The organism is Pseudomonas sp. NPDC089918 (genome assembly GCF_050280605.1).
GTDB lineage: Bacteria > Pseudomonadota > Gammaproteobacteria > Pseudomonadales > Pseudomonadaceae > Aquipseudomonas.
The window spans coordinates 22,523-35,871 of record NZ_JBNNVP010000023.1 but is presented as its reverse complement, the minus strand read 5'-3'; the positions used below and the strand labels follow the sequence as shown (position 1 = coordinate 35,871).

Below are 13,349 nucleotides of genomic sequence, written 5' to 3'. Positions count from 1 at the left end.
TGTCCTTCTATACGTCAGAGAAAACTGCAAAACCGCATCGCCCTATCACTTTCAGCGGCCGTCTTGTACGCGCTGAACCCACCGGCCTGAAGGGCCGAAACCGGTCATGCCCATAGAATAGAAATTAAATCGGCGCTGAAAAGCGGTTTTTAGAGTAATTAGTCGAAAAAAGCAGATATACCCTATAAATCAGAAAGTGTTGTGAGAAACGTTACCTGACATGTCTTGTTTCATTGCTGCGCTGTCGCGGTGCCATCAAACATTTTTGCTCTGCAACTGAACGGTTTAAGCTTATTGGCATCTGCTCTAAAGTCCGTTGCGTTTGGCCGAAGGCATGTCCGAACCGTTATTTCTGATCCAGCACGTGCCAGGAACGGCGCGGGATTGTTCACGACAGGTTGTACTTATGCACCGCAGGAATTTGCTCAAAGCCTCCATGGCCATCGCGGCTTACACTGGTCTTTCGGCCACCGGCCTATTGACCGCACACGCCTGGGCTGGCAGCAGCACGGCTGATGGCGACGCCGTGGCGTTCGACTTCGAAGCGCTGAAGAGCCAGGCCAAACAGCTCGCCGGCAAGCCTTATCAGGACACCAAACAGGTACTGCCGCCGACGCTGGCGACCATGACACCGCAGAACTTCAACGCGATCCGCTACGACGGCAATCACTCGCTGTGGAAGGACTTGAAAGGTCAGTTGGACGTGCAGTTTTTCCACGTCGGCATGGGCTTCAAGCAACCGGTGCGCATGTACAGCGTCGATCCCAAGACTCGACTGGCGCGCGAGGTGCATTTCCGCCCGTCGCTGTTCAACTACGAAAAAACTACCGTCGACACTAAACAGCTCAAAGGCGACCTGGGGTTTTCCGGGTTCAAGCTGTTCAAAGCCCCGGAACTGGATAAGCACGACGTGTTGTCGTTCCTCGGCGCCAGCTATTTCCGCGCGGTAGATGCCACCGGCCAGTACGGGTTGTCGGCCCGCGGCCTGGCGATCGATACGTACGCCAAGAAGCGTGAAGAGTTTCCGGACTTCACCAAGTTCTGGTTCGAGACACCAGACAAGGACAGCACCCGTTTCGTGGTTTACGCCCTGCTCGATTCGCCGAGCGCCACTGGCGCCTACCGTTTTGACATCGATTGCCAGGCCGAGCGTGTGGTGATGGAGGTCGACGCCCACGTCAATGCCCGCACCGCCATCGAGCAACTGGGCATCGCACCGATGACCAGCATGTTCAGCTGCGGCACTCACGAACGGCGCATGTGCGACACCATTCACCCGCAAATCCACGATTCTGATCGCCTGGCGATGTGGCGCGGCAACGGCGAATGGATCTGCCGCCCGCTGAACAACCCGGCCACCCTGCAATTCAATGCCTTTGCCGACACCGACCCTAAAGGTTTCGGCCTGGTGCAGACCGATCACGAGTTCGCCAATTATCAAGACACCGTCGATTGGTACAGCAAGCGACCGAGTCTGTGGGTAGAACCTACAACCGCTTGGGGCGAAGGCTCTATCGATTTGCTGGAAATTCCTACAACCGGCGAAACCCTGGATAACATCGTTGCATTCTGGACGCCGAAAAAACCGGTCGCGGCCGGGGACTCCCTCAATTACGGCTACAAGCTCTATTGGAGCTCCCTGCCACCGGTGAGTACGCCTCTGGCGCGGGTCAACGCTACCCGTTCGGGCATGGGCGGTTTCATTGAAGGCTGGGCGCCAGGCGAGCATTACCCAGAGGTCTGGGCACGACGCTTTGCCGTGGACTTCACCGGCGGCGGACTGGACCGCTTGCCCGAAGGCGCGGGGATCGAGCCGGTGGTGACCTGCTCGAATGGCCAGGTGAAGGACTTCAACGTGTTGGTGCTCGATGACATCAAGGGCTACCGCATTACCTTCGACTGGTACCCGACCAATGACAGCGTGGCCCCGGTGGAGCTGCGGTTGTTCATTCGCACCAATGACCGGACGTTGAGTGAAACCTGGTTGTACCAGTATTTCCCGCCAGCGCCGGAGAAGCGTAAGTACACCTGAGAGTTAGTCGGGGTCTGAAATGGCCCCTTCGCGAGCAAGCCCGCTCCCACATTGGATCTCCATGAGACACATATTTTGTGTACGACAAAGATCAACTGTGGGAGCGGGCTTGCTCGCGAAGACGGCCGAACCGCCGACCAACATCCCGAACCAGAAATCAAAAAGCCCCGGTCAACACGACCGGGGCTTTTTGGTTTTTACAGCGGCCTTCTAGTCACGCAAATCCGATTCATGAATCGGCTGGTCGCGATGGGTAGCCCGCTGGTATTGCGCCGGCCAGACAGCCTTGTGCCCGCCCAGATCATCATCGGCATGCAGCGCCCAATACGGATCACGCAACAGTTCCCGGGCGAGGAAGATGATGTCGGCCTGACAGGTACGCAGAATGTGCTCGGCCTGGGCCGGTTCGGTGATCATTCCTACAGTGCCAGTGGCAATACCTGACTCCTTGCGTACGCGCTCGGCGAAACGGGTCTGATAACCGGGGCCTGTAGGAATCTCGGCGTTTACCGCCGTCCCGCCCGATGAGACATCGATCAGGTCCACGCCCAGATCTTTGAGGCGTCGCGCCAGCTCCACAGTTTCGTCGGGGTTCCAGCCATCTTCCACCCAATCGGTGGCCGACACTCGCACAAACACCGGTAACTCCTCAGGCCACACCGCACGCACCGCTTCGGTGACTTGCAGCACCAGCCGAATTCGATTCTCGAACGAGCCGCCGTACTGATCACGCCGCTGATTGCTCAGGGGCGAAAGAAATTGGTGCAACAGGTAACCGTGGGCGGCGTGTACTTCGACCACTTTGAAACCGGCGGTCAGCGCCCGTTTGGCCGAATCGACGAAGGCCTGAATGACGCCAGCGATCTCGCCCTCATCGAGCTGCTTGGGTGGTGTGTGCTGGGGGTCAAAAGCGATCGGCGAAGGGCCGACCGGGGTCCAGCCGCCATCTTCCGGCTTGACGCTGCCATGCTTGCCGAGCCACGGCCGATGCGTACTGGCCTTGCGCCCGGCGTGCGCCAACTGGATGCCGGCAACGGCGCCTTGGGCGGCGATGAAGCGCGTAATACGTTGCAAGGGTTCGATCTGTTGATCATTCCAGAGGCCGAGGTCCTGGGCGGTAATCCGCCCGTCGGCGGTGACCGCCGTGGCTTCGGTGAACACCAGACCAGCGCCGCCGATAGCACGGCTGCCGAGGTGGACCAGATGCCAGTCATTGGCCAGCCCATCGACGCTGGAGTACTGGCACATCGGGGATACCGCGATGCGGTTAAGCAGGGTCAATTGACGAAGGGTATAGGGTTCAAGCAGCAGACTCATGGGGCACCTCTCGAATCAGTGGGCAGGCTCCAGGGTTCTGTTTGAATAGTCGACGAGTGACAGGAAAAAGGGTGCAGCACCCGCCCCCGCGGGCAAAAAATTCGACAAGACGTCACAAGGATAATCAAGCAGTGCTTAGAGACTAGTCGACTTCGCGGGATGAGGGAGGGTTCAAGAAATGAAACACCCAAATTTGAGGTCCGGGTGATACCTGTGGCGAGGGGGCTTGCCCCCGTTGGGCTGCGAAGCGGCCCTGAAACTTGTAATCGAGTCCCTTCAGACAAACCACACCGAATGCGCTACGACTGCTTCGCAGCCGAACGGGGGCAAGCCCCCTCGCCACAAAGGCATCGTGCCGTTATCGCGGTTCGATGTGGGCAATCATCAACTGAACGGTCTCGTTCCCACGGAACTCGTTAAGGTCGAGCTTGTAAGCCAATTCAACCCACTTGATGGTCGGATTCGGCCAGATATCACGGTCGATACCGAAGGCAATGCCGTCAAGCTTCACCGAACCGCATTCACTTTTCAGCACCACTTTGAGGTGCCGTTCACCCACGACGCGTTGCTCGACCAACTGGAACACCCCATGAAACAGCGGCTCCGGGAAGTGTTGCCCCCAAGGCCCGGCGTGGCGCAGGGCGCGGGCCAGTTCCAAGTGAAATTCTTCGACCGCCAACGTACCGTCCGACAGCAGGCGCCCGGTCAGGTCTTCTTCGCGCAGTTGCCTACGCACTTCAACGTCAAAGGCCTCGGCAAATAACGGAAAATTCGCTTCCGGCAACGTCAGGCCTGCCGCCATGGCGTGGCCGCCGTATTTGCTGATCAGATTCGGATGCTGCGCCGCGACCACGCTCAAAGCGTCGCGAATATGAAAGCCCTGAACCGAACGCCCCGAGCCCTTGAGCAGGCCATCGCCGGCATCGGCAAAGGCAATGGTCGGACGGAAATAGCGCTCTTTCATACGAGAGGCGAGGATTCCGATGACGCCCTGGTGCCACTCGGGATCGAACAGGCACAGACCGAACGGCATCGACTCCACCGGTAAATCCTTGAGCTGGGCCAGCGCCTCACGCTGCATGCCCTGCTCGATGGATTTGCGGTCCTGGTTCATGCCATCCAGCTGAGCAGCCATTTCACGGGCAGCACCCGTGTCTTCGGTGAGCAGGCATTCGATGCCCAGGCTCATGTCATCCAGACGCCCTGCAGCGTTCAGACGCGGGCCGAGGATGAAGCCAAGATCAGTGGAGGTGATGCGCGAATGGTCGCGCTTGGCCACTTCAAGGATCGCCTTGATTCCCGGCCGCGCGCGCCCGGCACGAATCCGCTCCAGGCCCTGATGCACCAGAATCCGGTTGTTGGCATCCAGCGGCACCACGTCGGCGACGCTGCCCAGTGCCACCAGGTCCAGCAGCTCGCCAATGTTCGGCTGCGGCTTGCTCTCGTACCAACCCAGGCTGCGCAAGCGCGCGCGCAGGGCCATCAGTACATAGAAGATCACCCCGACTCCGGCCAGGGCTTTGCTCGGAAACTCGCAACCCGGCTGGTTCGGATTGACGATGGCATCGGCCAACGGCAGTTCATCGCCGGGCAAGTGGTGATCGGTGACCAGCACCTTGAGCCCGGCCTTTTTCGCCGCCGCCACGCCTTCGACGCTGGAGATGCCGTTGTCCACGGTGATCAGCAGGTGCGGCTCACGGGTCAGCGCCACCTCGACGATCTCCGGCGTCAGGCCATAGCCATACTCGAACCGGTTCGGCACCAGATAGTCGACATGCGCCGCGCCCAACAGACGCAACCCCAGCATGCCCACGGTACTGGCCGTCGCCCCGTCGGCGTCGAAGTCGCCGACGATCAGTATCCGCTGACGTTGCTCCAGCGCCGTCACCAGCAAATCTACCGCCGCATCGATGCCTTTGAGCTGTTGATACGGAATCAACCGCGCCAGGCTCTTGTCCAGTTCAGCCTCGGACTGCACGCCCCGCGCCGCGTAAAGGCGGGTCAGCAGTGGTGGAATATCACCGAGGAATGGCAGGGTGTCGGGCAACAGGCGAGGTTCGATGCGCATGGGGTGACAGGTGCTTCTCTTGAATACGTAGGATAAAACCGGGTAACGCGGTTCAGTGGCGAATCAGCCGCGCTCACCGCTCAGCCATTGCAACTGCACTTCGTGCTGACCACGGTCGTCGGTGACGAAAATCGTTCCTTCGCTGATCATCACATCCCACTTGATAACGCGCGGCATGTCCTTGGCCAGGGTTTCCAGCACTTCCTGAGGCACAGCGGCGATGTGAACGTTTTTCAGGTTTTTAATTGCCGGGATCACTTTGGTTTCCCAGACCCGCAGGCTGCCGTAAGCCAGCAGGCTGGTGCGCTCGGTGCGGCGCGAGCACCAGGTCAGGCGATCGGCGTCTGGCTGACCGACTTCGATCCAGTGCAGGACACGATCATCCAGGCTCTTTTCCCACAGCGCTGGCTCATCCACGTCTGACAGACCGCGACCGAAGGACAGCTGTTCGTTGTACCAGAAGGCGTAGGCCAGCAGCCGCACGGTCATGCGCTCTTCGGTTTCCGAAGGGTGACGGGCGATGGTCTGCTTCACGTTCTCGTAGACGCTGCGGTCGAGGTCGGTGAGGTTCAGTTCAAACTTGTAGGTCGTGGACGGCTGGGCCATGAACGGGCTTCTTGATACGAGGAAAGGCGGCAAGTCTAACCGATGCAACAGGCAATCAACGAATTGAAGGCATCAACTTTGGGCGATGGACGTCGGCCTATGTTAAAACTCTGTATCCGCTCAGCCTTTGTCCTACAGGATTCAGCATGCCGTTTTCCAACAAACCGCTCTCCGGTCTGAAAGTCATCGAATTGGGTACGTTGATTGCCGGGCCGTTTGCCTCGCGTATTTGCGGCGAGTTCGGCGCCGAAGTGATCAAGATCGAGTCCCCGGACGGCGGCGATCCGCTGCGCAAATGGCGCAAGTTGTATGAAGGCACTTCGCTGTGGTGGTTTGTTCAGGCGCGTAACAAGAAGTCTTTGACCCTGAACCTGAAACACCCGGATGGCTTGGCGATTCTCAAACAGCTGCTCAGCGAAGCGGACATTTTGATCGAGAATTTTCGCCCCGGCGTGCTGGAAAAGCTTGGCCTGGGCTGGGACGTCTTGCATGCACTGAACCCGAAACTGGTGATGGTGCGGCTTTCGGGCTTTGGCCAGACCGGGCCGATGAAAGATCAGCCAGGCTTCGGCGCGGTCGGTGAGTCCATGGGCGGCCTGCGCTACATCACCGGGTTCGAGGACCGGCCGCCGGTGCGCACCGGGATTTCCATCGGCGATTCGATTGCCGCGCTCTGGGGCGTGATCGGCGCACTGATGGCCTTGCGGCATCGCGAGGTCAACGGCGGCTTGGGGCAAGTGGTGGACGTGGCGTTGTACGAAGCGATCTTCGCCATGATGGAAAGCATGGTCCCGGAGTTCGACGTGTTCGGCTTCATCCGCGAACGCACCGGCAACATCATGCCGGGCATCACGCCCTCCTCTATCCATACCAGCGCTGATGGCAAACACGTGCAGATCGGCGCCAACGGCGATGCGATCTTCAAGCGTTTCATGCTGATCATCGGTCGCGAAGACCTGGCCAACGACCCTGTGCTGGCCAGCAACGACGGACGCGACAGCCGTCGCGACGAGATTTACGGAGTGATTGATCGCTGGGTCAACTCACTGCCGCTGGACGCGGTGATCGAGCAACTGAACCAGGCCGACGTTCCGGCCAGCCGGATCTTCAGTGCCGAAGACATGTTCAGCGATCCGCAGTACCTGGCCCGGGAAATGTTCTTGCAAGCCAAGCTGCCCGACGGCAAGGACTTCAAGATGCCCGGCATTGTGCCAAAACTCTCTGAGACGCCCGGCAGCTCCGAATGGGTCGGGCCGCAGCTGGGTGAACACAATGCGCAAGTACTCCACGACCTTGGCTACGACCCGGCACAGATCGCACGGTTGCGTGAAGACGGGGCCATTTAAGCTGAAGCGCCTGCTTTCATCCGCAATCGATTACGCCGGCATCGGGCGTGTGCTGGCGGTGCTCGGGCTGTTGGCGGGGCTGATGTCCCCGGCCCTGGCGCAACCTAAAGAGCATTTGCTCTGGCTGCTGCGCGATCTGCCGCCCGTGACGATCTTCGAAGGCCCGAAAAAAGGCCAGGGGGTTATCGATCAACTGATGCCGCTGTTGATCGCCGGCATGCCGCAGTACGAACACACCCTGATGCGGGTCAATCGCGCCCGCGGCATGCAAATGCTCCATGAAGAATCCTTCACCTGCGACCCGTCGCTGATCTGGAGCAAGGAGCGCGAACAATGGATCGCCTTTTCCATTCCGGCCTTCCGGGCGGTCAGCAATGGGCTGGTGATTCGACGTGAAGATCGGTCGGTGTTGGAGCCCTTTCTCTTTGGCGATGAGGTCGATTTGGCAGCACTGTTGGCCAGCCGTCGAGAGAAAGTCGGTGTAGTGGCCGAGCGCCGTTACGGTCAGTTCCTCGACACACTGCTGCAACAGGCGCCACCCGGCGCGCTGATGCCCCACTACGGCAACAACGCCCTCGGCAGTCTGTTACAGATGCAGCGCCTGGGTCGTTTGCAGGTGGTCTTGGGTTACTGGCCGGAAATCCGCTATCAGGCTCGTCAGGAACATATTGCCGACGATCAGTTAGAGTTTTATCCGGTCAAAGGCACGGGCAAATACTTGTCCGGGTACATCGGTTGCTCGAATACGCCCCAGGGGCGACAGGCAATCAGTGAAATCAATCAGCTATTGCGCGCCCTGCCCCGCGAGCGCCTGGACCCGCTGTACGCCGATTGGCTCGATCCGCAAAGACGCAAGGACTACCTGGAAGAAACCAGGGCCTTTTTCGAGCGTCAGGCCGCGCAGTGACAAATCGCAGACAAAAAGAAACCCCGAGAAGTGGGGAGACGACTCGGGGTTAAACGTGGCCTACATAAAGACCAGTAGCAACAAGCTACAAGCACCGGAGCACAATGCTTGATCCTGCTGTTACATGGTCTGACTGACCTTGGCGCAGGAAGGTTCCCACAAAAAACAATTCAATTTCGGCTGGCCAGGATCTTGTCCTGCGCAGCATTGCGCAACGCCGCGATGACACAGGGCTCCAGGCGTCCTTCAGCGATCAGCACGTCACGGTGCAGCCCGTCGACGACATCCGTCAGCAGACGTTTATCGGTTAACTGGGCCTGATTGAACGCCCGTTCGACCACGATAGCGCCGCTCGTACTCTTCAGTGTCACCATGCATTCGCCATGGGCACCCGATGGGGTCAACTTGACCAGATACGGGCTCAGAGCCTCACCGAGCAATAGACTGATACTTTCCATCTCGATCACCACTCAATAGTCCGAAAACAAAGTGCCTGGGGTGTGTCCACAGTAGATGACCACAGGCCCGAGAAGAAAGTTCTGGATTCCAACGGCAGGCGCACCGGCGCCTCTGGTAGATAGAGCATGCACGGTCAAGATGACAGTAAAAAAACAGCTGATTCATGCTTAATGCCAGATGCAGAACCTGTGGGAGCGGGCTTGCTCGCGAAGGCGGTGTGCCAGGCAATATTAATGTCGACTGACACTCCCTCTTCGCGAGCAAGCCCGCTCCCACAGGGATTGCGCCTGACTGACAGGTATTGCCGATTCATGCCTGCCTTGTACGCTTGCCGATATCGCTCCATCCACCCAGCAGTCCTCGCAATTGACCGTCCGCACTGTAGAACGGCACCGTCCACTGGTAGATATCCCTGACTCCATCCTTGAACATCAACTGACGTTCGCTGAAGCGAGTCTTGCGAGTACCGAGCTGAACCATGAACTCGGTGTGCAGCTGCTCGGCAGTCTCTTTGGGCAAGACATCGACTTCGATCAGTTGTCGACCCTGTACCTGGTCGAAACGGGTCGACAAGTTCTCCTCATAACTTTTGTTGCACATGATCAAACGCCCTTCCAGATCACGCACGAACATCGGATCGGGCATGGCGTCTATCAACGCATGCTGAAATGCGAGCTGGTCATTAAGGTCTTTCTCGGCATCCCGACGTTGTTCGATCAGGGCGGCGAGCCGACGGTTCCACAGCAATGAAAGCAGGCCGAACAGGCTAACGATGAACAGGCTCCAGCAGCCCCACTGGGTTACCCGCTGCCAGGCCGAGGGCGCATGTACCGGTGCAATTCCATTCAGCCATTTCAGCCGTATGGCGCGTAGCTCGGCAGGCGGGAATGCTTCGAGCGCCTTGTTGAGGATGCTCAATAAGTGCGGTTGTCCTTTGCGGACCGCCAAGTGATCAGCCTCCCACTTGCCCTCCACCGCAGGCCCTACCTTGAGCCGGTCCGAGGGATAAAGCTGCGCTCCGATTTCATTTTCTATGGTGGCGTAGGCCTCGCCACTTTCCACCAGCGCCAAGGCTTCAGCGTAGGTTTTGACCAGACGCAGCTCAATCGCCGGGTAATCACGACGAATCACACCCTCCAAGGCGTGCCGGGCCGGCAATACCAGGACTCTTCTGGAAAGTTGTTCCAGGGACTGTAACGCCGGTGTGTCGGCCAGCCCCACGAGTACCCAACCCGCCCCGCCGAATGCATGGCTGAAATCCAGGAACACCTTGCGCTCGTCATTTATTGCCAACGTCGTGCTCATGTCCGCCGCGCCGCTTTCCAGTAGTTCCAGCAGTTGATCGGTAGAAAACGACTCTTCATGGACGAACCGCAGCCCTGTCATGGCGCTGATTCGGTCGAGCACATCGTTGTTCAAACCGCTCCAGTGACCATACTCATCCTTGAACAGGTACTGCGGGTACTGCGCCGACGCGACAACGACCTCGGGATGATCACGAACCCATTGCAGCTCCTGAGCATCCAGCTCAATGCGTGCGACGGCGGTTGGCTCCCTGGACTCATGTGTCACCCATTGCGCTGCCTTTACCCATTGCCCGAAGCCCAGGGCGCCCAGCAAAAACATCCAGCACACGGCTGGTTTAAACCCTCTGAAAAACAGCATTGCCACTTCCTTGGTAATCGTCTCGCCCGTCCTTCATGGGCGGCTCTTCTTTTACGAAACCCGGCAAGTGTGGCATGCAGAAATGAGAAAGCCCGTCAGGAGACGGGCTTCAAAATGTGACAGCTTTTACCGGTTACAGCGGCTTGCCGCGGTTGCCATGCTGACTGACAAAGGCCTGTACGGCTTTCAGGTCGTTCGGCAACACGGTGCAACGCTCATCTCGCTCAAACAAATCAGAAAGATGTGCAGGTAGTTCAAGCGCTTTTCCTACACCGGCTTTTTCCACTGCGTCCGGGAATTTGACCGGATGGGCTGTACCGAGGATCACCATCGGGATATCCAGGCTGCGACGGCATTCGCGCGCGGCCTTCACGCCGATGGCAGTGTGCGGGTCCAACAGCTCGCCGGTTTGCTCAAAGACTTCGGCAATGGTTTCGCACGTTTGGGCGTCGTCCACGGCCAGCGAATCGAACAGTTTGCGTGCCTCGGTCCAGCGCTCCTGTTCGACGCTGAAACCGCCGCCCTGCTTGAAGGTGTCCATCAAGCCGGCAATCGCCGCGCCGTTACGACCGTGCAGGTCGAACAGCAGGCGTTCGAAGTTCGACGACACCATGATGTCCATGGACGGCGACAGCGTGGCGTGCAGGGTTTCCTTGACGTACTGATTGCCGCTCATGAAGCGGTGCAGGATGTCGTTGCGGTTGGTGGCGACGATCAACTGATTGATCGGCAGGCCCATGTTGCGCGCCAGGTAACCGGCGAAGATATCGCCGAAGTTGCCGGTTGGTACCGAGAACGACACCGAACGCGCCGGGCCACCCAGCTGCAGGGCTGCGTGGAAGTAGTAAACGATCTGGGCCATGATCCGCGCCCAGTTGATCGAGTTCACCGCCACCAGGCGCGTGCCCTTGAGGAAGCTCTGGTCGGCGAAGCTGGCCTTGACCATTTCCTGGCAGTCATCGAAGTTGCCTTCGATGGCAATGTTATGGATGTTTTCGCCGAAGATGGTGGTCATCTGGCGACGCTGCACTTCGGACACACGGTTGTGCGGGTGCAGGATGAAGATGTCGACGTTTTCGCAGTGCTTGCAGCCTTCGATGGCGGCCGAACCGGTGTCACCGGAGGTGGCGCCAACAATCACCACGCGTTCGCCGCGTTTTTCCAGCACGTAGTCGAGCAAGCGACCGAGCAGTTGCAGGGCAAAGTCCTTGAACGCCAGGGTCGGGCCGTGGAACAGCTCCAGTACCCATTCGTTGCCATTGAGCTGACGCAGTGGCGCAACGGCGTTGTGGGAAAACACGCCATACGTTTCTTCAAGAATCTTTTTGAAATCGGCATCGGGAATGCTGCCGGTCACAAACGGGCGCATTACCCGGAAGGCCAGCTCGTGATACGGCAGGCCGGCCCAGGAAGCGATCTCTTCCTGAGTGAAACGTGGCAGGTTTTCCGGCACGTACAGACCGCCGTCGGTGGCGAGACCGGCCAGCAGGACATCTTCGAAATTCAGGGCCGGTGCCTGGCCGCGGGTACTGATATAACGCATGACTGGCTCCAATAGACAGTGTTCGCAATGCCGGGCTCGCGTGCGAGCCCGGTGAACGATAACGGCTTAGTTCAGGTGCTCGACGCGGATTCGTACGACCGGGCCGACCACGCCTTCCAAGGCCTCCAGGGCGGTGATCGCGTCGTTCATGTGCTGCTCCAGCACACGGTGCGTCAGCAGGATCATTGGCACCAGACCGTCATGCTCTTCGACTTCTTTCTGCATGATCGATTCGATGTTGATGCCGCGCTCCGACAGGATGCTCGCCACCTGAGCCAACACGCCCGGATGGTCCTTGGCCTGAATGCGCAGGTAGTAGGCGCTTTCACAGGATTCGATCGGCAGGATCGGATGGGCCGACAGCGAATCAGGCTGGAAAGCCAGGTGCGGCACGCGGTTTTCCGGATCGGAGGTCATGGCGCGAACCACATCCACCAGGTCAGCGATCACCGACGAAGCGGTCGGTTCCATGCCGGCACCGGCGCCGTAGAACAAGGTCGAACCGGCAGCATCGCCGTTGACCATCACCGCGTTCATCACGCCGTTGACGTTGGCGAGCAAACGATCGGCCGGGATCAGCGTCGGGTGCACACGCAACTCGATACCGGCCGCGGTGCTGCGCGCCACGCCCAGGTGCTTGATGCGATAGCCCAGCGCTTCGGCGTAGTTCACGTCAGCGGTGGTCAGCTTGGTGATGCCTTCGGTGTAAGCCTTGTCGAATTGCAGCGGGATACCGAATGCAATGGACGCCAGGATCGTCAGCTTGTGGGCTGCATCGATGCCTTCGACGTCGAAGGTTGGATCGGCTTCGGCGTAACCCAGGGCTTGCGCCTCGGCGAGTACGTCTTCGAAGGTGCGACCCTTCTCACGCATTTCGGTGAGGATGAAGTTGCCAGTGCCGTTGATGATCCCGGCCACCCAGTTGATGCGGTTGGCGGACAAACCTTCACGGATCGCTTTGATCACGGGAATGCCGCCGGCCACGGCCGCTTCGAACGCCACGATCACGCCCTTCTCGCGAGCCTTGGCGAAAATTTCATTACCGTGAACGGCAATCAGTGCCTTGTTCGCGGTGACCACATGCTTGCCATTCTCGATGGCCTTGAGTACCAGCTCGCGGGCAACGGTGTAGCCGCCCATCAGCTCTATAACGATGTCGATCTCAGGGTTCGTGGCCACTTCGAACACATCGTTGGTAATCGCAATACCGGTCGTCTGGAACTGAGGCTTTGGCGTGCGCATGGCAATTTGTGCCACTTCGATTCCACGCCCGGCACGACGAGCAATTTCCTCGGCGTTGCGCTGAAGTACGTTGAAGGTACCGCCACCGACGGTCCCTAACCCACAGATGCCTACTTTGACCGGTTTCACTGTGAACTCCCCATAAAACGGCCGACTCAAGGCCG

10 protein-coding genes are annotated in these 13,349 nt (G+C 59.0%); 3 read left to right on the top strand and 7 right to left on the bottom strand.

Annotated features, from left to right (window positions below):
• The first annotated feature begins 406 nt into the window (after window positions 1-406).
• The gene (locus ACQKPC_RS17340; protein WP_427625676.1) at window positions 407-2,032 is read left to right on the top strand and encodes a glucan biosynthesis protein D; all 1,626 of its coding nucleotides are present in this window, start codon (window positions 407-409) and stop codon (window positions 2,030-2,032) included.
• 210 nt (window positions 2,033-2,242) lie between these two features.
• Here the strand turns inward: ACQKPC_RS17340 and ACQKPC_RS17335 are convergent, their stop codons facing one another.
• From ACQKPC_RS17335 to ACQKPC_RS17325, 3 genes are all read right to left on the bottom strand, one after another.
• A complete protein-coding gene (locus ACQKPC_RS17335; RefSeq protein WP_427625675.1) occupies window positions 2,243-3,349 on the bottom strand; it encodes an NADH:flavin oxidoreductase/NADH oxidase in 1,107 nt (368 codons plus the stop codon).
• Between the two features lie 358 nt (window positions 3,350-3,707).
• Window positions 3,708-5,417, bottom strand: coding sequence for a single-stranded-DNA-specific exonuclease RecJ (recJ, locus tag ACQKPC_RS17330; RefSeq protein ID WP_427625674.1), 1,710 nt, complete (start codon window positions 5,415-5,417; stop codon window positions 3,708-3,710).
• Between the two features lie 63 nt (window positions 5,418-5,480).
• Window positions 5,481-6,023 (bottom strand): YaeQ family protein, encoded by a 543-nt coding sequence (locus tag ACQKPC_RS17325; protein WP_008072874.1) that lies wholly within the window; start codon window positions 6,021-6,023, stop codon window positions 5,481-5,483.
• Window positions 6,024-6,169: 146 nt separating this feature from the next.
• On the opposite strand from ACQKPC_RS17325, the gene ACQKPC_RS17320 reads away from it, so the two are divergent.
• A complete protein-coding gene (locus ACQKPC_RS17320) occupies window positions 6,170-7,369 on the top strand; it encodes a CaiB/BaiF CoA transferase family protein (RefSeq protein ID WP_427625673.1) in 1,200 nt (399 codons plus the stop codon).
• A complete protein-coding gene (locus ACQKPC_RS17315) occupies window positions 7,350-8,276 on the top strand; it encodes a TIGR02285 family protein (protein WP_427625672.1) in 927 nt (308 codons plus the stop codon). The genes ACQKPC_RS17320 and ACQKPC_RS17315 overlap by 20 nt, the downstream gene beginning before the upstream one ends.
• 170 nt (window positions 8,277-8,446) lie before the next feature.
• Here ACQKPC_RS17315 and ACQKPC_RS17310 read toward each other — a convergent pair whose 3' ends face one another.
• The 4 genes from ACQKPC_RS17310 to ACQKPC_RS17295 form a co-directional block, all read right to left on the bottom strand.
• The gene (locus tag ACQKPC_RS17310; RefSeq protein WP_427625671.1) at window positions 8,447-8,734 is read right to left on the bottom strand and encodes a DUF3509 domain-containing protein; all 288 of its coding nucleotides are present in this window, start codon (window positions 8,732-8,734) and stop codon (window positions 8,447-8,449) included.
• 310 nt (window positions 8,735-9,044) lie between these two features.
• Window positions 9,045-10,400: a transporter substrate-binding domain-containing protein gene (locus ACQKPC_RS17305; protein WP_427625670.1), complete on the bottom strand. Its 1,356-nt coding sequence runs from the start codon at window positions 10,398-10,400 to the stop codon at window positions 9,045-9,047.
• 133 nt (window positions 10,401-10,533) lie between these two features.
• Window positions 10,534-11,943, bottom strand: coding sequence for a threonine synthase (gene thrC / locus ACQKPC_RS17300; RefSeq protein ID WP_007897604.1), 1,410 nt, complete (start codon window positions 11,941-11,943; stop codon window positions 10,534-10,536).
• 66 nt (window positions 11,944-12,009) lie between these two features.
• The gene (locus ACQKPC_RS17295; protein ID WP_032830508.1) at window positions 12,010-13,314 is read right to left on the bottom strand and encodes a homoserine dehydrogenase; all 1,305 of its coding nucleotides are present in this window, start codon (window positions 13,312-13,314) and stop codon (window positions 12,010-12,012) included.
• Window positions 13,315-13,349 lie beyond the last annotated feature (35 nt).

Bases quoted from the DNA above. Each gene is read 5' to 3' on its own strand.
- ACQKPC_RS17340 (WP_427625676.1), top strand. From the start codon at position 407: ATGCACCGCAGGAATTTGCTCAAAGCCTCCATGGCCATCGCGGCTTAC.
- ACQKPC_RS17335 (WP_427625675.1), bottom strand. From the start codon at position 3,349: ATGAGTCTGCTGCTTGAACCCTATACCCTTCGTCAATTGACCCTGCTT.
- recJ (WP_427625674.1), bottom strand. From the start codon at position 5,417: ATGCGCATCGAACCTCGCCTGTTGCCCGACACCCTGCCATTCCTCGGT.
- ACQKPC_RS17325 (WP_008072874.1), bottom strand. From the start codon at position 6,023: ATGGCCCAGCCGTCCACGACCTACAAGTTTGAACTGAACCTCACCGAC.
- ACQKPC_RS17320 (WP_427625673.1), top strand. From the start codon at position 6,170: ATGCCGTTTTCCAACAAACCGCTCTCCGGTCTGAAAGTCATCGAATTG.
- ACQKPC_RS17310 (WP_427625671.1), bottom strand. From the start codon at position 8,734: ATGGAAAGTATCAGTCTATTGCTCGGTGAGGCTCTGAGCCCGTATCTG.
- ACQKPC_RS17305 (WP_427625670.1), bottom strand. From the start codon at position 10,400: ATGCTGTTTTTCAGAGGGTTTAAACCAGCCGTGTGCTGGATGTTTTTG.
- thrC (WP_007897604.1), bottom strand. From the start codon at position 11,943: ATGCGTTATATCAGTACCCGCGGCCAGGCACCGGCCCTGAATTTCGAA.